This window comes from Ekhidna sp. (genome assembly GCF_965212185.1).
GTDB lineage: Bacteria > Bacteroidota > Bacteroidia > Cytophagales > Cyclobacteriaceae > Ekhidna.
In genome coordinates, this window is record NZ_OZ243102.1 from 576,701 (window position 1) to 598,450 (window position 21,750).

General features: G+C 37.2%; 21 protein-coding genes. 11 read left to right on the forward strand and 10 right to left on the reverse strand.

The annotated features are described in order from the left end of the window. Window positions 1–93 precede the first annotated feature (93 nt). The 3 genes from lon to hslU are packed head-to-tail and all read left to right on the forward strand — an operon-like array spanning window position 94 to window position 4,935. On the forward strand, window positions 94–2,556 hold the full coding sequence (gene lon / locus ACOMC3_RS02560; protein ID WP_420317961.1) for an endopeptidase La: 2,463 nt from the start codon (window positions 94–96) through the stop codon (window positions 2,554–2,556). Window position 2,557: 1 nt separating this feature from the next. Continuing rightward, on the forward strand, window positions 2,558–3,550 hold the full coding sequence (porQ, locus tag ACOMC3_RS02565) for a type IX secretion system protein PorQ (protein ID WP_420317962.1): 993 nt from the start codon (window positions 2,558–2,560) through the stop codon (window positions 3,548–3,550). Then, the gene (hslU, locus tag ACOMC3_RS02570; RefSeq protein WP_420317963.1) at window positions 3,547–4,935 is read left to right on the forward strand and encodes an ATP-dependent protease ATPase subunit HslU; all 1,389 of its coding nucleotides are present in this window, start codon (window positions 3,547–3,549) and stop codon (window positions 4,933–4,935) included. The genes porQ and hslU overlap by 4 nt, the downstream gene beginning before the upstream one ends. Here the strand turns inward: hslU and ACOMC3_RS02575 are convergent. The 3 genes from ACOMC3_RS02575 to ACOMC3_RS02585 are packed head-to-tail and all read right to left on the reverse strand — an operon-like array spanning window position 4,932 to window position 6,798. Beyond that, window positions 4,932–5,300: a VOC family protein gene (locus tag ACOMC3_RS02575; protein WP_420317964.1), complete on the reverse strand. Its 369-nt coding sequence runs from the start codon at window positions 5,298–5,300 to the stop codon at window positions 4,932–4,934. The two genes, hslU and ACOMC3_RS02575, sit on opposite strands and share 4 nt — an antisense overlap. Window positions 5,301–5,314: 14 nt before the next feature. Continuing rightward, entirely contained in the window at window positions 5,315–5,800 is a 486-nt protein-coding gene (locus ACOMC3_RS02580; RefSeq protein ID WP_420317965.1) for a SixA phosphatase family protein, read from the reverse strand. Further along, the gene (locus tag ACOMC3_RS02585) at window positions 5,797–6,798 is read right to left on the reverse strand and encodes a glycosyltransferase family 9 protein (protein ID WP_420317966.1); all 1,002 of its coding nucleotides are present in this window, start codon (window positions 6,796–6,798) and stop codon (window positions 5,797–5,799) included. Before ACOMC3_RS02585 ends, ACOMC3_RS02580 begins: the two co-directional genes overlap by 4 nt. Before the next feature lie 100 nt (window positions 6,799–6,898). On the opposite strand from ACOMC3_RS02585, the gene ACOMC3_RS02590 reads away from it, so the two are divergent. The 5 genes from ACOMC3_RS02590 to ACOMC3_RS02610 all read left to right on the forward strand — a co-directional run bounded on the left by ACOMC3_RS02590 (window position 6,899) and on the right by ACOMC3_RS02610 (window position 10,780). Then, on the forward strand, window positions 6,899–7,306 hold the full coding sequence (locus ACOMC3_RS02590; RefSeq protein ID WP_420317967.1) for an EVE domain-containing protein: 408 nt from the start codon (window positions 6,899–6,901) through the stop codon (window positions 7,304–7,306). Between the two features lie 32 nt (window positions 7,307–7,338). Next, complete coding sequence (locus ACOMC3_RS02595; RefSeq protein ID WP_420317968.1) at window positions 7,339–8,901, forward strand: hypothetical protein; 1,563 nt, start codon at window positions 7,339–7,341, stop codon at window positions 8,899–8,901. A gap of 36 nt (window positions 8,902–8,937) precedes the next feature. Continuing rightward, a complete protein-coding gene (gene pyrR / locus ACOMC3_RS02600) occupies window positions 8,938–9,480 on the forward strand; it encodes a bifunctional pyr operon transcriptional regulator/uracil phosphoribosyltransferase PyrR (protein WP_420317969.1) in 543 nt (180 codons plus the stop codon). Then, the gene (locus ACOMC3_RS02605) at window positions 9,477–10,400 is read left to right on the forward strand and encodes an aspartate carbamoyltransferase catalytic subunit (RefSeq protein WP_420317970.1); all 924 of its coding nucleotides are present in this window, start codon (window positions 9,477–9,479) and stop codon (window positions 10,398–10,400) included. The genes pyrR and ACOMC3_RS02605 overlap by 4 nt, the downstream gene beginning before the upstream one ends. Window positions 10,401–10,465: 65 nt before the next feature. After that, window positions 10,466–10,780 (forward strand): hypothetical protein, encoded by a 315-nt coding sequence (locus tag ACOMC3_RS02610; RefSeq protein ID WP_420317971.1) that lies wholly within the window; start codon window positions 10,466–10,468, stop codon window positions 10,778–10,780. 43 nt (window positions 10,781–10,823) lie between these two features. Here ACOMC3_RS02610 and purB read toward each other — a convergent pair whose 3' ends face one another. Next, entirely contained in the window at window positions 10,824–12,167 is a 1,344-nt protein-coding gene (gene purB / locus ACOMC3_RS02615; RefSeq protein ID WP_420317972.1) for an adenylosuccinate lyase, read from the reverse strand. A 130-nt stretch (window positions 12,168–12,297) separates the two neighbouring features. Between purB and ACOMC3_RS02620 the strand changes: the two genes are divergently transcribed. Next, window positions 12,298–13,368 (forward strand): 2Fe-2S iron-sulfur cluster-binding protein, encoded by a 1,071-nt coding sequence (locus ACOMC3_RS02620; RefSeq protein ID WP_420317973.1) that lies wholly within the window; start codon window positions 12,298–12,300, stop codon window positions 13,366–13,368. On the opposite strand, the gene ACOMC3_RS02625 is transcribed toward ACOMC3_RS02620, so the two are convergent. Then, complete coding sequence (locus ACOMC3_RS02625; RefSeq protein ID WP_420317974.1) at window positions 13,365–15,587, reverse strand: tetratricopeptide repeat protein; 2,223 nt, start codon at window positions 15,585–15,587, stop codon at window positions 13,365–13,367. The two genes, ACOMC3_RS02620 and ACOMC3_RS02625, sit on opposite strands and share 4 nt — an antisense overlap. A gap of 123 nt (window positions 15,588–15,710) precedes the next feature. On the opposite strand from ACOMC3_RS02625, the gene ACOMC3_RS02630 reads away from it, so the two are divergent. After that, window positions 15,711–18,209, forward strand: coding sequence for a M14 family metallopeptidase (locus tag ACOMC3_RS02630; RefSeq protein WP_420317975.1), 2,499 nt, complete (start codon window positions 15,711–15,713; stop codon window positions 18,207–18,209). Between the two features lie 39 nt (window positions 18,210–18,248). Here ACOMC3_RS02630 and ACOMC3_RS02635 read toward each other — a convergent pair whose 3' ends face one another. Genes ACOMC3_RS02635 through ACOMC3_RS02650 form a run of 4 tightly spaced genes read right to left on the reverse strand, consistent with a single transcriptional unit; the run spans window position 18,249 to window position 19,926 of the window. Continuing rightward, on the reverse strand, window positions 18,249–18,401 hold the full coding sequence (locus tag ACOMC3_RS02635) for an Arc family DNA binding domain-containing protein (protein WP_420317976.1): 153 nt from the start codon (window positions 18,399–18,401) through the stop codon (window positions 18,249–18,251). Continuing rightward, window positions 18,394–18,903, reverse strand: coding sequence for a hypothetical protein (locus ACOMC3_RS02640; RefSeq protein WP_420317977.1), 510 nt, complete (start codon window positions 18,901–18,903; stop codon window positions 18,394–18,396). The genes ACOMC3_RS02635 and ACOMC3_RS02640 overlap by 8 nt, the downstream gene beginning before the upstream one ends. Window positions 18,904–18,913: 10 nt before the next feature. Then, the gene (locus ACOMC3_RS02645; protein WP_420317978.1) at window positions 18,914–19,066 is read right to left on the reverse strand and encodes a hypothetical protein; all 153 of its coding nucleotides are present in this window, start codon (window positions 19,064–19,066) and stop codon (window positions 18,914–18,916) included. Window positions 19,067–19,068: 2 nt separating this feature from the next. Next, window positions 19,069–19,926: an SPFH domain-containing protein gene (locus ACOMC3_RS02650; protein WP_420317979.1), complete on the reverse strand. Its 858-nt coding sequence runs from the start codon at window positions 19,924–19,926 to the stop codon at window positions 19,069–19,071. 146 nt (window positions 19,927–20,072) lie between these two features. On the opposite strand from ACOMC3_RS02650, the gene ACOMC3_RS02655 reads away from it, so the two are divergent. After that, window positions 20,073–20,561, forward strand: coding sequence for a hypothetical protein (locus ACOMC3_RS02655; RefSeq protein WP_420317980.1), 489 nt, complete (start codon window positions 20,073–20,075; stop codon window positions 20,559–20,561). 51 nt (window positions 20,562–20,612) lie between these two features. On the opposite strand, the gene ACOMC3_RS02660 is transcribed toward ACOMC3_RS02655, so the two are convergent. Next, entirely contained in the window at window positions 20,613–21,749 is a 1,137-nt protein-coding gene (locus ACOMC3_RS02660) for a hypothetical protein (protein ID WP_420317981.1), read from the reverse strand. Between the last annotated feature and the right edge of the window lies 1 nt (window position 21,750).

Consider the following 21,750-nt stretch of genomic DNA (forward strand, 5'->3'; position numbering starts at 1 on the left):
CCTCAGCTACTACTTTGGCATAGCGATTGACAATTATGTACCTTTCCCTCATTCGAGGGTGTGTGTACAAAATACCTGACACATTGGCATTTTATGAATGACATTAATTTGAAATCAATTTTCATACCTGAATTTGTAGACGAAGAATCAGAAGAATTAATTCAGATCATATCTCCTGAAGAGAATCAAATGGCTGAATCTGATTTACCTAAAGATCTTCCTATTCTACCAATACGAAATACTGTGCTTTTCCCTGGTGTTGTGCTTCCCATTACTGTCGGAAGAACCAAATCAATCCGATTAGTTAAGAAAGCTTATAAGGGAGATAGGATAATAGGAGTACTTGCTCAAAAAAACGTAAAGACAGAAGAGCCTCATTTCACCGACCTTTTCGAAATTGGCACAATTGCTAAAATTTTGAAAATGATTGTGCTTCCAGATGGTAATACAACGATCATTATTCAAGGTCAAAAAAGGTTTAGAATTACTGATCAAGTACAAGACGATCCGCACCATATTGTTAAATATGAAACGGTCCCTGATAGACCAAATGCGCTCTCCAAGAAGGAACAAAAAGCAATCATTCAATCACTAAAAGACACTGCCACAAAAATTATGGGTTTGAGCCCGGAGATCCCTAAGGAGGCTCGGGTAGCAGTTGATAATATTGATAATTTCAATTTCCTGACCCATTTTCTGTCATCCAATATCAATGCCGAAGTAGATGATAAGCAATCTTTGTTGGAGATAGATGATCCGAAGGAAAGATCTGAAAAACTACTTCAATTTATGTTGAAGGATTTGCAGATGTTGGAATTGAGGCAGGAAATCCAAGAAAAAGTTCATACAGATATAGATCAACAACAAAGAGATTATTTCCTCAGACAGCAAATCAGAATTCTGCAGGACGAGTTGGGGCAGGACGGACCGGATCAAGAAGTAGAAGCGCTGAGAAAACGGGGGAATAAGAAAGATTGGCCGGCAGAAGTAAAAGACCATTTCGAAAGGGAACTGGATAAAATCTCACGGATGAATCCTGCAGCGGCAGAATTTCCTGTTGCAATGAGCTTCGTAGAACTGTTAGTGGATTTGCCATGGAATGAGGTAACAGAGGATAATTTTGATTTAAAAAATGCAAGGAAGGTTCTTGATAGAGATCACTTTGGGTTGGAAAAAGTAAAAGATCGAATCATTGAATACCTGGCTGTAAGAAAGCTAAAACAAGACCTCAAAGGACCGATACTTTGTTTATATGGCCCTCCTGGTGTAGGTAAAACTTCGCTTGGAAAGTCCATAGCCGATTCATTGAATAGAAAGTATGTTAGGATGTCACTGGGAGGGGTACATGATGAAGCAGAGGTTAGAGGTCATCGAAAAACATACATAGGAGCTATGCCTGGTAAGATTATTCAGAATCTTAATAGAGCCAAATCTTCCAATCCTGTTTTTATTTTGGACGAAATAGATAAAGTCAGTTCTGATTTTAGAGGCGATCCTTCATCTGCTTTGTTGGAGGTCTTAGATCCGGAGCAGAATTCAACATTCAAAGACAACTACCTGGAAGTTGACTATGATCTTTCAAAGGTCTTATTTATTGCCACTGCCAATTCTCTGGATACAATCCAGCCAGCGCTAAGAGATCGAATGGAGATCATTGATATCAGCGGCTATACTTTGGAAGAAAAAGTGGAAATTGCTAAGAAGCATCTTATTCCTAAACAAAGAAAGGAGCATGGCTTAAAAGCAACAGACATTTCATTCGATAGATCAGCAATTACGAAACTGATTAATGACTACACCAGAGAATCTGGAGTGAGAAGTCTGGAGCGTAAGGTAGCTGCAGTTATCCGCTCCATTGCAAAATCTGTGGCTATGGAGGAAGAATATGATTCTAAAATAACTGCCGATAGAGTAAGAGATATTCTCGGGCCTGAGATCTACGATAAGGACAATTATGAAGATAATTCGGTCCCCGGAGTAGTTACCGGACTTGCATGGACACCTTCTGGAGGTGATATTTTATTCATCGAGTCCTCATTGAGTAGAGGGAAGGGAAAGCTTACCTTATCCGGACAACTTGGAGATGTAATGAAAGAATCTGCAGTAGCAGCCCTTTCATATCTACGCTCACATTCAGATATGTTTGGCATAGACCATCGAGTATTTGACCATTATGACCTTCATGTGCACGTTCCTGCAGGAGCTATTCCAAAAGATGGACCATCGGCGGGAATCACTATGCTTACATCATTGGCATCTGTTTTTACTCAGAGAAAGGTTAAAAAACAGCTGGCGATGACGGGAGAGATTACCCTAAGAGGCAAAGTGTTACCGGTTGGTGGAATCAAGGAAAAAATTCTAGCTGCCAGGCGTGCTGGTATCAAGGAGATCATCATGTGCAAACGGAATCAAAAAGACCTTGAAGAAATCAGTGAGAAATATCTAAAAGGACTTAAAATCCATTTTGTAGAGTATGTACCACAAGTATTGGAGATAGCGTTAACTAAGCAAAAAGCCTCCAATCCAATTGAATTTATTCTACCTGAAAACAAATAGGTTGAAGTTTATAGCTGTTATAGCATGTTTAATCCCATTTTGGGGTTCATCTCAAATTGGGGGACAATTCGGTTATCAGTCATTGAATTTGACAACCAATCCAAGGTCTGCTGCCTTAGCAGGAACAACTATTTCACTATCTGATGGAGATATTTCTCAATTTTTCGAAAACCCAGCAACGTTAGATTCTGTGAATTCACAGAATCTTTTTGCACATTTCAATCCATATTTTGTTGATGTATTCGTCTTCACAGGAGCATATTCATTTAATGTTGGAAAATTGGGTGTAATGGCTGCAGGTATAAATTATGTGAATTACGGAGAGTTTAACCTTACAGATGAAACGGGCAGTCAAGTTGGCTCTTTCAATTCTCAGGACTTTAGTTTTTATGTTGGAAAAGCTCATAAATTGGGTCCATTTACTTTGGGAGCCAATTTTAAATTGGCTCATAGTTCGATCGAATCATATGGCTCAACTGCATTGATGCTGGATTTTGGAGGAACCTTTCATGTATCAAGAAATTGGACGGTTGCGATGGTAATGAAAAATTTAGGTACAAATATTTCTACAAGTGCGATAGCTTCAACTCCGGAAGTTCCATTTGATGTGGTACTCGGAACAACATTTAAGCCAGAATACATGCCACTTCGCTTTACGCTAACCTCAAACAATCTGATCAACGAAAACTACATTGAATCAGAAGAGGCTGGTGGGAGAGATACTAACGCTATCGACAAGGTATGGAAGCGTGTGAACTTAGGAGCAGAAGTATTGTTAAGTAAAAACTTTCAATTTTTAATTGGGTATAATCATAAGAGAAAACAGGAATTGAGGTTGGATGATAGAGGGGGAGGTGCCGGACTTTCTTATGGCATAATGCTTAAAGTCAGACAAATTGAATTTAGATTTTCAAGGGCTACATATCATGTAGCAGGAGGGAGCAGCTTCATTAGTCTGAGGACAGATTTAAATGATTTTAAAAAGATTTTATGAGTGAGTTAAATTATGATTTAACACCAAAACAAATAGTTGCGGAGTTAGACAAATACATCATTGGGCAAACGGATGCCAAGCGTAATGTGGCTATTGCATTAAGAAATCGGTGGAGAAGAATGAATGTAAAAGCGGAGATTCAAGGGGAGATAGTTCCTAACAATATTCTCTTAATTGGCTCCACAGGAGTTGGTAAAACAGAAATTGCAAGACGGTTGGCCAAAATAGCTGATGCTCCTTTCACCAAAGTGGAAGCTTCTAAGTTTACTGAAGTAGGTTATGTTGGAAGAGATGTAGAGAGTATGGTAAGAGATTTGGTCGAGCAGGCTGTAAATATGGTCAAGATCGCCAAAAAGGAAGAAGTGAAAGAAAAGGCTGCTGAGGTTGTAGAAGGACTAATTCTTGATGCGTTGATCCCTCCATTAAAAGGAAGTCCTAATGCCTATGCAACTAAAATTGGAAGTGATGAGCCGGAAAATGAAGTAGAGCTTAACGAACAAACAAGGGCTCGCTTCAGAGATAAAATCAGAAATGGCGAGCTTGATGATCGAAAGATTGAAATAGATGTAACTGCTAATCCATCTGGAAATGTAGGAATGATTGGAGGGGGGATGGATGAGGCTTCTATGATCAATATCCAAGAGATGATTGGCAATATGATGCCTAAGAAGAAAAAGAAGAGAAAAGTTACAATCGCGGAAGCACGCAAAATTTTGCTTGAAGATGAGGCTTCAAAGATGATTGACATGGATGAGGTGAAAGAGGAGGCAATTTTCAAAGCAGAAAATACAGGGATCATCTTCATAGATGAGGTAGATAAAATTGCGAAAGGAGGAGATTCTGGAAAAGGCGGACCCGATGTAAGTAGAGAAGGTGTCCAAAGAGATATGCTCCCAATTGTTGAAGGAAGTGCAGTAAATACCAAGTATGGGATCATTAACACTGATCATATACTTTTTGTGGCTGCAGGAGCATTTCATTTTAGTAAGCCGTCAGATCTTATTCCAGAGTTGCAGGGTAGATTCCCTATTCGTGTGGAATTGGATAATCTCACAAAAGCTGATTTTCTTAGAATACTTACAGAACCTAAGAATGCCCTCACTAAGCAATATGAAGCACTTGTCGCTGCTGAAGAAGTAAACCTTTCATTCCAAGAAGAAGCATTGGAAGAAATAGCTGAGATGGCTTTTCAGATCAATGAAGAAGTTGAAAATATTGGAGCGAGAAGATTACACACGGTGATGAGCAAGCTTTTGAATGAGATCTTATTTGATATCCCAGATACAATTGGACCAAATGCGCAGATCGTTATCGATAAAAATATGGTTACAGAAAAGTTAGCTGGTTTAGTGAAAGATAAAGATTTGAGCAGGTACATTCTTTAAATTCCTAGAACTTGTTTGATTACTATCGAATTGTTATCGGGATCTTTGATTCCAACTTGGACGAAATATGAATCTTTCGATGGTTCACCCATGACAGTTCCATCATTCATTTTTACAAGGGAAATGGTATGATCAAGATCTTCGACTTCAAATTCCAATTGATGCCTGTTTTGCTTGGCAGTATTACGGGCTATTTCGGCTGGACAGAATAATAATTCGATGGCATCTATTTGTGTTTTGGAGAGTTTAGACTCATACATCTCGATTTCTTCAAATACCAAATGAAATACCTTAGAATAAAAAGCAACCATTTTGTGCATATCTGTAACTGCAATGGTCATTCCTATGATTTTGGTTTGATCCATCAAAATTTGAATTACTAAATCTCCTTTGGAAAGTAAAAGAAAGCCAACATCCCTTCACCAAAACGTACATCTTTCCAATATTTCACATTAAAATTGATGCCCACCATCCCACAGGTAGGCACATTATCGAAATCTAAGTTGGCAAATGCGTTTGCAGCACTAGTAAAACCTGGGTTATGTCCAAAAATGGCAAGTCGATCACATTTAGGTGCTTCATTTACAACTTTCAGGATTTCGGAGGCTCCTGCATGATAAAGTTCTTTATCTAGTCGGATTTGTCCTTCATCTATTCCCATTTGATCACAAATATGCAATGCAGTGTAAAAAGCTCTGCTCGCCGTGCTTGAAATTAAAACATCTGGTTTAGGCTGATTTTTGGAGAGATGAGCGCCCATTTTAATGACATCCTTTCTACCCCTTTTTCCTAGGGGCCGATCATGATCATCAAGGTCAAATGACCAGGATGATTTAGCATGACGTATGAGATATAATGTTTTCATGATTCTGCCAAATAGAAATCAAAAGTTACATCATTCATGCATTTAAAATGCCCTTTAGGACAATTGGAATATCCATTTGGTGAACATGGCCGGCAGTTTATTTTGTTGTTTTCAAAAACTGTGAACTGATTTTTATAGGGATACTGACCAAATAGAGGCGTTGTGTTACCCCAAATGGTGTAAACCTTCTTTTTTAAAGCTGCAGCAATATGCATCCATTCATTGTCATGAGTAAAGACCCAGCTGGCCTGTTTTATTAGTGATGCAGATTGATTGAAGTTGAATTTACCACAGGCATTAAAGATGATAGCATTTTTATTTAAACCTTCAATTTCTTCTTCTTCAGCTTGAGTTCCTCTCTTAAAAAATTCCTCAATTTCATTAGCCACGTCTAAATCGCATTCATTCCCAAGAAGAACAATTGGTTTATTGATCCGATCGCAAAGCTCAATAAGTCTGTTTGCCGGTAGTTTTCTTGTAAAGAAATCAGCATTTATGGCAACTAAAGCAAATTCACTCTGGTGTGTATCTGGTAGCCATTCTCTCTCGACCTCATCTTTGTCAGGTATTTTGAAGTCATAACCTAAATTATCTGATTTAATATTCAATGGATCTAGTAGCTCGAAATACTGATCAACTAAGTGTTTCTTACTGAGGAGGTTAATCTTAGTCTTGCAATACAGCCATTGTTTGATTTTTTCATTCTTAAATGCAAAAGTTTCCTTTCCAATCCCGTACCTAAAAATTTTTGTTTTTAAACTATTTTGATAATCCAATACATAGTCAAAGTGGTTTTTTTTTAGCTCTTTTTTTAGGCCATCACTTTCTTCGAATGATAAGATTTTATCTATATAGGGATTTTCTTTGAATAATAATTCTCTTCGAGAATATGTCAATAAATGTATTTCTGAATCAAGTTCAGTTTTTAAGGAACGAATGATGGGAGTGATCATTAGCGAATGCACCAAACTATCAGACTGGATAAGTAAAATTTTCATTGTAGGTAAAAGTGAACTAATAATGAATTGTTTGAAAACATTTTCCATTAAGAAATCGATACCGTCTAAGCTTTTTTATAGCTTTAATTAAAATGTAATCATGAATTACTGGTTAATTAAAAGTGAACCGAATACTTATTCCTGGGATGATTTAGTTAGGCTGGGAAGAGATCATTGGGATGGCGTCAGAAACTTCAAAGCAAGAAACAATATCAAGCAAATGAAGGTTGGAGACTTATGCCTGTTTTATCATAGTGTAAACGAAAAGGCTGTAGTAGGAATAGCTGAGGTGGTCAAAGAATATTATCAGGATCCAACGACGGATGATCATAGGTGGTATGTAATGGATGTGGTTCCTGTTAGAAAACTTAGAAAACCTGTTACTCTGGCTGAAGTAAAAGCTGATGATAGGTTAAGTGATATGCAATTGGTTAAATATTCAAGACTTTCTGTTCAGAGTGTGAAAAAGGAAGAGTTTGATATCATTTTAGAATTAAGTGAACGATAGGGATACATGAGTTGTAATTGTTATAAGAATCCATGAGAAAAATAACTTTCATTCTTTTAGTCATTCCGATTATTGTTTTCCCCCAACGAAAGAAAGACAGGGATACAAGTGCGGTCATTCTTCAACCAAATCGCATTGAGTTCGAGAAAAACAGAGATGCATCAGAATTCTATGTAGTCCCTGGTGGAGCAGATGGAATTCTGATAGTAGAGGAAACTCTAGAAGCTGGGTCATTTGGAGGATACGAATGGAAATTACACATGGTAGATACCGCGTTGCAGGTGGTATGGTCTTCTACTATGATTCTGCCCTCTGACGGTTACATTATCGGTTACGAATATTTTGAAGGAAGATTCTATCTACTCTTCAACAAAGATAGGTACAGGAGTGAGGATTTGATCGTTTATCAATTTGATAGAGACCGACCGGATTTTAGAACGTATGAGATTACTACAGTCTTCCCAATAGATATCACACACTTCGAATCTGTAGGAGAAACTCTTTTGATTGCTGGATATGCAAATTTCAGACCCGTAGTAATTACCTATAATATCAATGATCGGATACCGCGAGTAGTCCCTGGATTTTATGACAATAAAAATGATATTCTGGATATAGTCGTTGATGAACATTCTCAACTCTTTACTGTGATTTTACAAGAAAGAATGAAGAATAAGAAATACACTGTGAGGGTGAAAACTTTTACTTCAAAAGGAGATATCATTCAGGATAACCTTGTAAATCCAGGAGAGAAGAAAAGTTTGCTGGATGCTGCTAGCACAACATTTGCAGGAGGTTTGCAATATCTCGCGGGTACGCACTCCAGAAAGTCTTTGCAGTACAGCCAGGGGTTCTATCTAAGTAAATTTATAAATGGGCAGCAGCAATTCAATAAATTTTATGCGTTTGCTGAATTGAATAACTTTTTCGGTCACATGAAACCCAAAAGAGAAGAAAGAATCATGAATCGAATCGAAAAAAAGCGAGCGAGGGGGAAAACAAAGAAATTCAATTACAGATTATTGGTTCATAAGATTCTTGAACGTGACGGAGAGTATATCATGATTGCCGAGGCTTATTATCCAAGATATAATTACTCAGCAACTGGTTCGAATTTCAGTAGCTTTGGTGGATATGCACCAGGAACTGGGCGCGGTAATCCATATTTTTTAGGGTATAAATACACCCATGCAGTAGTTCTTGCCTTCGATCCAAATTGCAACATCTTATGGGATCAAACTTTCAAAATTGAGGATATCCAAACTTATTCTTTAGAAGAAAATGTAGTAGTAAGTGGTTCTGGAGATAGAGTTATACTTATGTACTTAGAGGAAAATGAGATTCGTTCAAAAGTGGTAGAGAGAAATGAAATTGTTGAAGGAAGGACTTTTAGTCCAGTAAAGCTTTCTCATGAGAATGATGAATTAAAAACGAGAGATCCAGGTGTGGAAGGGATTAAAAAGTGGTATGATGAAACCTTGTTTGCTTATGGAGAACAGAACATTAAAAATCCAAGTGGAGTAGCTGGTAAAACAACAAGAAAGGTTTTTTACATTAATAAAATTCAATACGATTTAGATAAGCAACCAAATTAAACCCTAACTGATTACTTTTGAGGCGAAGAACTACTCATGCAAAAGCGCCTGCTATTCGATAGCCCACTTTTGAAAGTCACAATCAGTCGGTTGTGCCAACAACTCATTGAGGTTCACGAAGATTTTTCCCAGTCTGTTATTATCGGTATGCAACCTCGAGGAATATTTCTGGCAGAGAGGGTAAAAGCACAATTAGAAAAACAGGTAAAAAAAGAAATTCATTTGGGATATCTGGATACCACCTTTCATAGAGATGACTTTCGAAGAAGGGATGAACCAGTAACTCCGAGCCAAACTAAAATTCCATTTTTAATAGAAAATAAGAATGTCATCCTTGTGGATGACGTATTATTCACAGGGCGAACGGTTCGTGCTGCATTGGATGCTATGAATACTTTTGGTAGACCAGCTAAAGTGGAATTACTCGTACTGATAGATAGAATGTATAGTCGACACATACCAGTTGAAGCTACTTATGTGGGCAGAAAGGTAAATACCATTCAATCTCAAAAAGTCCTTGTCGAATTAGATCAGAATCAAAAAGAAGATCATATTTGGTTAATCACTAAAGTAGAATGAGTCAACTAAAAACTAAACATCTCCTTGGAATAAAAAACCTTGACAGAGAGGATATAGAACTCATTTTTCAGACAGCAACAAACTTTAAAGAAGTAATTAATCGTCCAATCAAGAAAGTACCTTCACTTCGTGATGTCACGGTCGCCAATATCTTTTTTGAAAACTCAACAAGAACAAAACTTTCATTTGAACTTGCAGAAAAGAGACTTTCTGCTGATGTGATAAATTTCTCTTCGTCTGGTAGTTCCGTCAAAAAAGGAGAAACATTACTTGATACAGTCAATAATATATTGGCAATGAAAGTAGATATGGTGGTGATGAGACATCCAAGTCCCGGAGCTCCCCATTTCCTTGCTAAGCACATTGATGCAAATATTATTAATGCCGGTGATGGTACACATGAACACCCAACACAAGCTTTGCTGGATACTTTTAGTATACAAGAAAAATGTGGATCTGTTGAGGGAAAGAAAGTGGTAATAGTAGGTGATATTTTGCATTCAAGAGTTGCCTTGTCCAATATTTTCGCACTTCAAACACTCGGTGCTGAAGTAATGGTTTGTGGCCCGGCAACACTATTGCCAAAACATATTCAAGAGCTTGGGGTCAAAATTGAAACAAGTATCAAAAAAGCTTTAGAATGGTGCGATATAGCCAATATTTTGAGAATTCAACTCGAAAGGCAGCAGATGAAATATTTCCCGTCCTTAAGAGAGTATTCTCAGTACTTTGGGGTGAATAAAGGTTTGCTCGATTCTTTAAATAAAGACATAACCATCATGCATCCAGGGCCAATCAATAGAGGAGTAGAAATAACCAGTGATGTAGCAGATTCTGAGCACTCAATTATACTCCAACAAGTTGAAAATGGAGTGGCTGTCAGAATGGCTGTCCTTTATCTTCTTGCTGGAGTGGCTTAAGTCAAAAAAGATTTGACACTAATCTGATATTATTTTTATTTTGCAAATAACTAACCTGTAATCGAATGATACGAATTTCATTAATACTATGCATGGCGCTAGTTTCCTGTGGTCAAAAAGTGAGCAGAGAGATGAGCGTTACCGCCGAGTCACCTGTTCAGTTTGAAATCATAACAAGTGGGTCAAGTGCTGAAACATTTAAAACACCCTACTATTTAGAAATTTATGATGAAAGGTTTGAAGCTCAATTAAAATCTTTGAATTCGAGCGTGCCGATTAAGGTAACCGTAACAGAAAATGGAAAAGAAGCACTGGTTTCAGATGGCATTAAAATAGAATTACTCGTAAATGGAACATACATGTCTACCTCTGTTGAGTAAAAAGGAATCTTGACTAAAGATCAGTGATTTAACGGATATAGTTTTATTTCCCCGTATAATTATACGGTGTTATCACCTTTAGTTCTGCCTTTATTTCCTCCGATACATTTAATTCGTCAATGAATACACGAATGGATTCCTGAGTGATTGATTCATTTGTACGAGTTAAAGACTTTAATGCTTCATAGGGCTTTGGATACCCTTCCCTTCTTAAAATTGTCTGAATAGCCTCTGCTACTACTGCCCAATTTTCGTCAAGATCTGCTCGAATGGCGTTTTCATTTGCATGTATTTTGGATAGCCCTTTTTCAAGCGAGAGCAATGAAATAAAGGAGTGTGCGATTGGCGTACCAATATTTCTCAAAACAGTGGAATCTGTAAGATCCCTTTGAAGTCTTGAGATTGGAAGTTTGGCGCTTAAGTGCTCAAAAATTGCGTTGGCAATTCCCAAATTCCCTTCGGCATTTTCAAAATCAATTGGATTTACTTTATGAGGCATAGCCGAAGAACCAACCTCATCCTTTGCAATAGTCTGAGTGAAGTAATTCATGGAAATGTATTGCCAAACGTCACGAGAGAAGTCAATCAAAATAGTGTTTATTCGCTTTAATGCATCAAACAGGGCTGCTAAATGGTCGTAATGTTCTATTTGAGTGGTTGGGTGACTTCTTTTTAACCCTAACTTCTCCTTGACAAACTTGTCTCCAAATAAATGCCAGTCATAATCCGGGTACGCAACATTATGAGCGTTGAAGTTTCCAGTAGCACCACCAAATTTTGCTGCAAAAGGAATCTGATCAAGCAATGCCAGCTGTTCTTTCAATCTTGATACAAACACCATGATTTCTTTCCCTAACCTTGTTGGTGATGCTGGTTGCCCATGAGTTTTGGCTAGCATTGGAATGTGACCCCACTTCATAGCTTTATCCTCAAGAGAATCTATAAAAGCAGCAAGTTTAGGTCGATATACCTCGTTTAATGCCTCCTTGAGAGAAAGTGGGATGGAGGTATTGTTGATATCTTGAGAAGTGAGACCGAAATGAATAAATTCTTTAAATTCAGACAGCCCTAGCTGATCAAATTTTTGCTTCAAAAAATACTCAACTGCTTTTACATCATGGTTGGTTGTCTTCTCTATTTCCTTGATGGATTCGGCATCTTCTAACGTAAATACCTCATAAATCTTTTTTAAGTCTTCATTATGGGACTTGTTGTAGTTACCTAATTGAGGAATACCACTTTCAAAAAGGGCAATGAAGTAGAGTACTTCAACTTTTACTCGATATTGGATTAAGGCTTTTTCAGAAAAATAATCTGAAAGCACGGATACTTTTGATCTATATCTACCGTCGATTGGGGAAATCCCCTCTAGTGGGTTAAAATTCATTCAGTTTGGTATTGTAAAAACGAACACAAAAGTACCTCATCATGTTTACTTGCAGAAGCTGGTCTATAAATCAAGTTTTCTTGGCTTGGCTAAAATGGCGAGCTATCTTTGCGCCCTTAAAATTGATAACATGGCATTCGGATTATTCAAGAAAAAGAAAAAACAAAAAGACGATAGGTATCAGGTGTTGACAATCAAAGAGGTTGTTCATGTAGCTAAAGATGCCGTAAATCTTGTTTTTGAGAAACCAGAGTCTTTTGAATATGAGCCAGGTCAGTTCATCACTCTGATTAAAGAGGTAAATGGTAAAAAAATACGAAGAGCATACTCTTTGTGCACCACACCATTCGAAGATGAAAATCCTGCGGTAACTGTAAAGCGCGTAGACGGTGGAGCAATGTCCAATGATTTAAATGATCATGCGAAAGCGGGTGACCAAATACAGATAATGGAACCAATGGGGATGTTCACGACAACTTATGAAACGAACAACAAACGAGACGCGGTGTTTTTTGGTGGAGGAAGTGGAATTACACCATTAATGTCCATTATAAGATCTATTCTTCTCAAAGAGCCTAATAGTAAAACCACGTTAGTTTATGGGAATCGACGTAAAGAATTTGTGATTTTTAAAGACTTAATTGCTGAATTAACTGAGAAGTATCCAGAGCGATTTAGAGTGATCCATATTTTAGAGGAGGGAGATGCTGACTATCAAGGGAGGCCTACTCCTGCTTTGATTGGAGAGATTTGCGAAGCAATAAATGTTAGCAACAAAACAGAATATTATATATGCGGACCACAACCAATGATGGATGTTGTGTCTGAAGGTCTTAATAAGAAAGGTGTTAAGGCAGGCAATATTAGAATGGAAAGTTTTGAAGCTGGAAAGACATCTCCATCAACCATTATAGATCAAGGGTCATCCGAAAGTGAAGTCGCAATTCTATTGGATGGTGAAGAATATAGCATCACTGTAAAAAAGAATGCATCCATTCTTGAAACAGCCTTAGACAATGATCTTGATATGCCATACTCATGTCAGAGTGGACTATGTACAGCATGTCGGGGAAAATGCGTCGAAGGACAAATTAGCATCGATGAAGCTGAGGGATTGTCACAGGATGAGCTTGATGAAGGATATGTACTCACCTGCGTAGGAAAACCTCTTACAGATCGTATCAAGGTTGAGATAGGTTAAGCCGTTTCAAATATCAGCTTAAACGTGGTTCCTTTACCGGGACTGCTATCACATGTAATATCACCTCCCATTGCCTTTATGAATTTAAAAGCAATGGATAATCCCAATCCGGAAGAACGTTCTTGCTCCGTAGGTTTTGAACTCAGGGTAGTAAAAGCTTTAAAAAGATTCTCCTGTTCCTCTTTGCTTATTCCAGGACCTTGATCTGTAACCAATATCTCGTGTACACCATTTTCTGAATTGACTGACACATCTATTTGCTTTCCACGTTCAGAAAATTTGATTGCGTTGGATAGTAAATTGTCAATAACCTGAACTAAATAATTAGGATCTACGACAGATAATAGTTCCTTTGATTTATCAATATTGTCAACGATCTTAATCTGTTTTTGAGCTGCTATAATATCAAAATTATGAATTGATTCATATGTAAGTGTGGCCAGGTTAGTCTTTTCAAGCTTTAGGTTGACTTTCATGTTCTCAATAGCACTAATATCTAGTACGCGATCGATCATTGTTCTCATCCGCTCTGATGACACTTCCATTAGCTCCACATATTTTTTAAGGTTCTCATCCTCATTATTCTCTAGGTGCATTTTGAATAATGGCATGAGCCCCAGGATCATATTAAGAGGGTTTCTAAGATCATGTGCCACAACACCCATAAGTTTGTTTTTTTCATCGTTTAACCACCTTAATTTTTTATTTCGCTTTTGAATAGCAAAGTATAATCTAGCCAGGGAGATGGCAAGCAGAAAAAATAGAATGGAAGTAAGAAGTATGAGTCTATTCTCACTTTTTTTAGCTTCTATTTCTTGAGCTAATTTTTCTTCAGATTGAGATCTCTCATGCTCCATTTCAGCCACCTGTTTTCTGAAGTCATATTCAGCTGCAAGCTGTGTTGCCTTCTCTACATTTTTAGCATCATAAATAGAATCTACTAATTGTTGATATTGCTCCAGGTATGAGATTGCTTCAGGGGTATTTTTATTTTTTTTATAAAATTTATATAATTCGAATAAGGTCTCTTTTGATTCTTGAATGAGATTAGATGATCTACTGATCTCAAGTGATTTCTCAAGATTATTTCTGGCTTCATCATTTCTACCAAGTTTAGAATAAAGAATCCCTAAATCCTTGTGAACAGAAGTAAGGACGCTTACATCTTGGCATTTTACACCACGATCCAGTGATTTTTTTAACAGGAATTCAGCAGAATCTAACTTGTCTTTAAAAATATAGATAAATCCAAGTCCCTCAAGAGGATAACTTTCGAAGCATGGATATATTTCAGATAGATCTATATTTAAAGACCTTTGAAGCAGGGTAATGGCCTGAGACGTATCCCCATTCTTTAGATGAATGTAAGATAGATTATTTAATAGGGTAGCTTCACTATCCTCTATGCCATTTATCCTCGCCTTTTCAAGCGCATCACCATAGTATTGCATGGCTTTTTCAGTATCATTCATGTTATCATAAATAACACCCATGTTGTTGTTGATCAATATTTCTCCATCAACATCATCTGTTTGAATTGCAATTTCTCGTGCTTGAAGGTAATTATCCAATGCTTCGGAATACAGGCCCTTTTGGTCGTAAATAATTCCAATTTGATTAAGCGTTTGGCCCACCTGTTGAGGAAAGCCCCCTTTTTCAAAAGCATCTTTTGCTCTTAATGCTTCCTCTAAAGCCATGATATTTCTTCCACGTGTATTGTAAATATTAGCTAAGGCATATGTAGCATCCCCCAATTCTTTATAATGATTGTTTTGTTCACTGATTTCTGCAGTTTTATTATACGTCACTATAGCGGAATCCGTAAGCTCATTTATTTCTTGAATAATTCCTTTGATATAAAGTGCATTTGCTGCTCTGCTTGTGAGGTCATTATCAAGATATCTTTTGGCACCCTGATTCATTAAAAAAATCCCAGAATCAAGATCATAACTAGAAAGAAATAAGCCATAAACTGCCTCTGATCTCCCTTTATATTTAGGATGGTCCTCACATCTCTTCCCTATTTCATAAGCTTCTTTTGCAACACCTAAACTGGAGGAATCATTGAGTTCGTATGCCAAATCAATTAATAAAGTAACCTTAGTTGTGTCATGTTTGGCACCAGCTATTTGATCACGTAAACTATCAATTTTAGATAATTGTCCAAACAACGGAATTGATAAAAGCCAGACAATTAATAGGAGGTTGATTTTGCGCATTATTGAAAATAGCGAGTTATTCAAATATAATCTTTTGATAACCTCAAACGAAATGACCGTCCAACACTTTTTTGTTTCGTCATGATTGTTATCAGCTTAATTTGCTACAAATTATTAATCTAGATGAAGATACTAACGACTTTATTGCTTTTTATTCCTCTGCTGTCTATGGCTCAAATTCTGAGTCCAGCAGATTTTCATGGATATGAATTGGGTGAAAAATTTACTCGCCACCATCAAGTGGTCGATTATTACACTCATATATCCGAAAATTCTGATAAAGTAACCCTTCAACGATATGGAAGCACCTATGAAGGAAGACCGCTCTTGCTTGCATATGTCTCGTCCGAAGAGAATCTTGATAATCTTGAAATTATTAGAAAAGACAACCTTATTCGGGCAGGCATTGAATCCGGCACGCCCACAACGAATATTCCGATTATTTGGCTCAGTTATAATGTTCATGGTAATGAGTCATCCTCAACGGAAGCTTCAATGGCGACAATCTATGAGCTCATAAGAGATGGATCTGATAAAAGTGAATGGCTGGATAAAGTCATTATCATTATTGATCCATGTATAAATCCAGATGGAAGAGATCGATATGTAAATTTTTTCTGGCAATATGGGAGTCAGCAACTCAACCCAGATCCTAACGCTATGGAGCATAATGAAACATGGCCCGGTGGAAGGCCAAATCATTACTTATTCGATTTAAATAGGGATTGGGCTTGGTTGACACAAATAGAAACAAAAAGCCGAATGAAAGTTTACAATAAATGGCTTCCTCAAATTCATGTTGATTTTCATGAGCAAGGAATTAATTCACCATACTATTTTGCACCAGCAGCACAACCATATCATGAACTTATTACTTCTTTTCAGCGTGATTTTCAAACAGAGATCGGAAGGAATCATGCCAAGTACTTTGATCAAAACAACTGGTTTTACTTTACTAAGCAACGTTTTGATCTTTTATATCCAAGTTATGGGGATACATATCCCACTTATAATGGAGCGATAGGGATGACTTATGAGCAAGCTGGTCATGGTAGGGCTGGTCTAGGTATTATCAAGCAAGAAGGAGATACACTTACTTTAAAAGATAGAATCGATCATCATTATACAACAGGACTATCTACTATCGAAGTGGCAGTTGAAAATGCAGACCGTTTACTTAATAATTTCAATAAGTTTTTTGGTGATAACTCAAGCTTAAAATACAAAACTTTCGTGCTTAAATATGATGGTAATGATGATAAATTCAATGGATTAAAATCCTGGTTGGATGACCATGGGATAACATATGGGACGGCCTCAGGAAAACTAAAAGGTTTTGACTATAGCTCAGGAAAAAATACTGATTTCTCCATTGATTCTGAGGATTTGGTGATCAGCACAAATCAGCCAAAGGCAACTCTAGCACATATCCTTTTTGAGCCTAAAACAAAACTGGTAGATTCAGTGACGTATGATATTACGGCATGGGGAGTTCCTTATGCTTATGGAATTAAGGCATATGCATCTGATCAAAGTATTTCTGTTACAGAAATTGAAAAAGATAAATTTCAAATTGTTAAGCCACCAGAGAAAGCATATGCATTTATAAGTAAATGGAATAGCATGGATGATGCTCGATTTCTTGCAGCACTCTTAAAGGAAAATATCAAGGTGAGATTTACTGAAAGGCCGATGAATTACAAAGGCACATCGTTTGAAAGAGGAAGTCTTGTTATCGCAAGACGTGACAACAAGAATCGCAAAGAATTTGAAAGGTCAATCATAAAGCTGGCAAATCAGTTTCAAAGAAAACTTGATGTGATTCAAACAGGATTTATGGATAGTGGCCCTGATATTGGGTCATCAGATATCCGATTTTTAAATAAACCAAAAATCGCAATGTTAGGCTATGAAGGAACGTCTTCACTAGCATTTGGTGCCATGTGGCATTTCATGGAACAGGAATTAGAATATCCTGTTACGATTTTGGGTACTGATTACTTTAACAGAGTAGACCTTTCCAACTATAATGTCCTGATAATGCAAAGTGGATGGTATAGTGATTTTGGTGAAGGAGAAATGAAAAAAATAATGGAATGGGTTTCAGCCGGTGGGAAATTAATAGCTGTGGAAGGAGCACTGAATAAACTTAAGGATACCGATTACTCTTCATTATCTGCTTATGCTGATGATAAAGATAAAAATGAAGCCAAAGAGAAGAAGGATGAAAGAACGATGGCAGCACGTTTGGTGCCTTATGAAGAAAGGGAAAGAGAATTTATAAAAGGCTTTGCACCTGGTGCCATTTATGAGGTCAAGTTAGATCAGACACATCCTTTGGCGTTTGGATATGGGGGCACCTATTACACGCTAAAAACGGGATCAAATAGAGTCGCTTATCTTGATGGAAACAATGTGGGAGTAATCGTTGATAAGGATGATTTAATGAGCGGCTTTGCTGGTCAATACGCACAGGAGGACATGGCTGAGTCCCTGGTATTTGGAGTAGAAAATAAAGGAAGGGGTCAGATTGTACATATTGTTGATAATCCTATGTTCAGGTCTTTTTGGCAGAATGGGAAACTATTGATGGTTAATGCCATGTTTTTTGTTGGGCAGTAACTTAAAAATGAGCCTTGGAGATCAACTACCTCCTATGGCTCATTTCTTTAATCTTCCGTTATCTTTCAAGGCCTTGTGAATAATCCATTCAATCTGACCATTTGTGGAACGAAATTCATCTGCAGCCCACTTTTCAAGTGCCTTCATTGTATCCTCATTGAGTCTTAATGCAAACGGTTTTTTCTTAGCCATCCATCTTCCAGTTTTCTTTCAACTTCTTTATCGCATGACTTATTGCACCTGGTTTCTGTGTACCTAATAATATTTTTTTACCATCAGCAAGTATTAGTTGTAAACCCTGATTGCCTGCTACGTTCATAGCTTTTCCTTTTCCAGGTCTGACACGGTATCCCCAGCCACCATATTCCCAAATTGGATTGTATTTTCGAACAAATACCTCGCTAACATCTATTTTGGTTAGCTTTTTTTCTTTATTAACAAAGGGAGGGTATCTATAATAGATGGCTTTATCATCGATACTTACATAGAGTTTTGAATAAATGAAAAGCATCAATAGTCCCGCGGTTACTAGCCCCGCTATGATGAGTCCGATAATTCCTTCTTCAGATGTTTTGTTCAATAAAATGGTAATAGCAGTGCCAATCATTGAAAGTGAGGTGATGGCTATTACTAAATAGAACATCCATGTTCCAACAAAACTCTGCTCTTCCTTGAATAGAATCTTTCCTTTCATTGCTGATCAATTATCGCTCACGATCTAACAGTACAATTAAAGACCCTTGATCGGAAGCAAAACTATTTACCTTCCAACCTTGACTTATTGATTCTTGCAGTCTTTTTTCAAAACGTTCTACTTTTTCGAAAGCTTTCTGCTTTAAGAATTTATGACTATTCATAATTAGTGATTTAATGTTCCAGAATTAACTACAGGTGAGACATCTTTATCCGCACAAAGAACCACCATAAGATTACTTACCATGGCAGCCTTTCTTTCTTCATCCAAGTCAATCACATCTTTTTCCTTCAATTGTTCAAGCGCCATTTCCACCATACTCACTGCACCTTCTACTATTTTATGACGTGCAGCCACAATAGCAGTGGCCTGTTGTCTACGTAACATAGCGCTGGCAATTTCCTGCGCGTATGCCAGGTAACCAATTCGTGCTTCCAGAATCTCTATACCTGCAATAGCAAGCCTCTCATCTAGCTCTTTTTCCAGATCTTCGTTGACCTCTTTGATACCGGATCTCAGTGTTACTTCCGCTTGTTCATCATCAAAGTTGTCATATGGATATGTTCCGGCAAGTTTCCTCACAGCAGCATCTGTTTGTACTCTTACAAAGTTTTCATAATCATCCACCTCAAAAGCAGCTGAAAATGTGTCTTTGACACGCCAAACAAGAATGACAGAAATCATAATTGGGTTACCAATGCTGTCATTGACTTTAATTCGCTCACTATCAAAATTTCGGGCTCTTAGACTTATTCTTTTTTTGGCGTAGAAAGGATTTACCCAATAGAATCCATTGTCTTTCACAGTACCAATGTACTTACCAAATAAGACCAAGACTCTTGAGCCATTTGGATTAACGTAAAAGAACCCGGGGATCATAATTATCCAAGCTAAAAATAGAAGAGCCCAAATAGGATTTTTGGTTAATGCCAGCAATGAAATGGCGGTGGCTAAAATTACTACATTGGTAAAAAGGCCTAAATAGCCAGAGATAGGCATATAAGTTTTTTCTTGTGATTGCATGGTTCTATGGATTTAAAGATTAAATGAATTCAAAGGCTAATGAACTTAAAATGTTAATTCAAAAAGTGATATTAAAATGATATCATAGTAATATACGGTAAAAATTTAAAAATGGTTATAAATGAATAATTGCATTCATTTGTATAATGAAGAAAGAGGGCTTTATCTGGAAAGACTATCATCATCAGATATATCAAGTTTACCATGGGCTAATAGCAGTCACATTGGTGCCTTTCGCATTGCTTTTCCTTCAATGGAACTCGGAGATTGACAATGTTCAGGCGAATCCCAAAAGTTGGATTTTTATTATAACCCTTCAGCTGCTATGGGTCATTGGTTATTTGTCCTGGTATGTATGGAAAGGAAGCAAAGTGCAATATGATTCAGAGGAGGGGATGGATGTTCAAGAAAAGCTAAAGGAATTTAGAAAGAAGAATGTTAGCAAATATTTGCTTCTAACGATAATTGGAATGATTGCCTCATTTGCAATGTGGATTCAACCTTCATTCATTTTTGTCATTGCTTACTTGTCAACTTTAATTCAATTTTCATTTTTGAGACCGTCTGAAGATAAGATTGTTAGAGATATGCGGCTTACAAAATCGGATAGAGAATGGCTGCATAAGCAGGCATGAAAAAAGCACCACTCAAATGAGTAGTGCTTGCTGTTTCTTAATGATTTTATCCTATAAAGTTATCCCAAAGCTTATCGCATTCAGGTTTGCGCTTTGATTGTTTGCATTAAGCGGGCCTCTATTAGTAGAGAAAACTTCATTTAGATCGTAATTTGCAAAGAGTTCCACGCCTTTCCATCCGACCTGAGCTCGTAGACCATATCTGAAATTTTCCAGAAAGAAGTTGTCGGTTTCTTTATCTTTTTCAGTACTACCGTTCTCCTTAAATTTATATTTGGTGTGACTACCAATTCGATATCCGGCGTATCCGCCAAGACCAAACCGGAATCCTTTTCTTGAATATTTCTTGATTTTAACACCGCCTGATTCAATGCTGGTAATTTTTCTTCTTCCTCTGGAAAAATCAAACATAGGAACGACAGTTGCATTGATATAGGATGCTGTTAGTTTACTTTTTTGTCCATTGACTGAAGCCGGTGCTTGGTTGAATTCAATTCTCTCAGATCCTTCTTCAATAATGAAATCAGTATCCTGTAATTTCCAATTGTACCAGCTGATCCCAAGGCCCCATTCCAGGAATACTGGTCCTCCTACCCAGGTTCTATTTGTGCTATTTAACCCAACATACCACGAACCGAATGGTTTAATTGAATATGGAGCGTTATTCATATCTGGAAAATTTCCATCATCTAGCCAATTGTTTAGTCCAATGTCGATGTTGAAGTGGTGTGAGGTTCTGTCAACTCTTTCAGCTTCATAAGTTACTTTTTTACGATCTTCCCAGTCATTCTCATCCCAATCGTCTATTTCATCCGGGTCAACATCTACTTCCACGCCTCCTAGTTTTATTCTGACTTCATCATCATTGATTTTCCAATCTTTCATTTCTACCTCATCATCATCATTGACATATGCTTTACCATCACTGATCTCCAAATACTCCACACTATCTGACAGTTGAGCGTTGAGATCCTTGATCATTTGATTTACATCATAATTTTCAAGTGACGCAAGATCTGCTCTGCTTTTTGTGATTATGACTATTTTGCTGTTATTATTTAGTTCAATGATCACAGTATCCTGTTTTGGATCTGTTTCCGCAAATGCCATCGCTGGGAATATAAGAGCTATCATCAATGCGGTTATAAATGATTTCATCTTAGTCTTTATGTTCAATTTATTTTTCATG

Coding starts and splice junctions, on each gene's coding strand:
- lon (WP_420317961.1), top strand. CDS start 94: ATGAATGACATTAATTTGAAATCAATTTTCATACCTGAATTTGTAGAC.
- hslU (WP_420317963.1), top strand. CDS start 3,547: ATGAGTGAGTTAAATTATGATTTAACACCAAAACAAATAGTTGCGGAG.
- ACOMC3_RS02575 (WP_420317964.1), bottom strand. CDS start 5,300: ATGGATCAAACCAAAATCATAGGAATGACCATTGCAGTTACAGATATG.
- ACOMC3_RS02580 (WP_420317965.1), bottom strand. CDS start 5,800: ATGAAAACATTATATCTCATACGTCATGCTAAATCATCCTGGTCATTT.
- ACOMC3_RS02585 (WP_420317966.1), bottom strand. CDS start 6,798: ATGAAAATTTTACTTATCCAGTCTGATAGTTTGGTGCATTCGCTAATG.
- ACOMC3_RS02590 (WP_420317967.1), top strand. CDS start 6,899: ATGAATTACTGGTTAATTAAAAGTGAACCGAATACTTATTCCTGGGAT.
- ACOMC3_RS02595 (WP_420317968.1), top strand. CDS start 7,339: ATGAGAAAAATAACTTTCATTCTTTTAGTCATTCCGATTATTGTTTTC.
- pyrR (WP_420317969.1), top strand. CDS start 8,938: ATGCAAAAGCGCCTGCTATTCGATAGCCCACTTTTGAAAGTCACAATC.
- ACOMC3_RS02605 (WP_420317970.1), top strand. CDS start 9,477: ATGAGTCAACTAAAAACTAAACATCTCCTTGGAATAAAAAACCTTGAC.
- ACOMC3_RS02610 (WP_420317971.1), top strand. CDS start 10,466: ATGATACGAATTTCATTAATACTATGCATGGCGCTAGTTTCCTGTGGT.
- purB (WP_420317972.1), bottom strand. CDS start 12,167: ATGAATTTTAACCCACTAGAGGGGATTTCCCCAATCGACGGTAGATAT.
- ACOMC3_RS02620 (WP_420317973.1), top strand. CDS start 12,298: ATGGCATTCGGATTATTCAAGAAAAAGAAAAAACAAAAAGACGATAGG.
- ACOMC3_RS02625 (WP_420317974.1), bottom strand. CDS start 15,587: ATGCGCAAAATCAACCTCCTATTAATTGTCTGGCTTTTATCAATTCCG.
- ACOMC3_RS02630 (WP_420317975.1), top strand. CDS start 15,711: ATGAAGATACTAACGACTTTATTGCTTTTTATTCCTCTGCTGTCTATG.
- ACOMC3_RS02635 (WP_420317976.1), bottom strand. CDS start 18,401: ATGGCTAAGAAAAAACCGTTTGCATTAAGACTCAATGAGGATACAATG.
- ACOMC3_RS02640 (WP_420317977.1), bottom strand. CDS start 18,903: ATGAAAGGAAAGATTCTATTCAAGGAAGAGCAGAGTTTTGTTGGAACA.
- ACOMC3_RS02645 (WP_420317978.1), bottom strand. CDS start 19,066: ATGAATAGTCATAAATTCTTAAAGCAGAAAGCTTTCGAAAAAGTAGAA.
- ACOMC3_RS02650 (WP_420317979.1), bottom strand. CDS start 19,926: ATGCAATCACAAGAAAAAACTTATATGCCTATCTCTGGCTATTTAGGC.
- ACOMC3_RS02655 (WP_420317980.1), top strand. CDS start 20,073: ATGAAGAAAGAGGGCTTTATCTGGAAAGACTATCATCATCAGATATAT.
- ACOMC3_RS02660 (WP_420317981.1), bottom strand. CDS start 21,749: ATGAAAAATAAATTGAACATAAAGACTAAGATGAAATCATTTATAACC.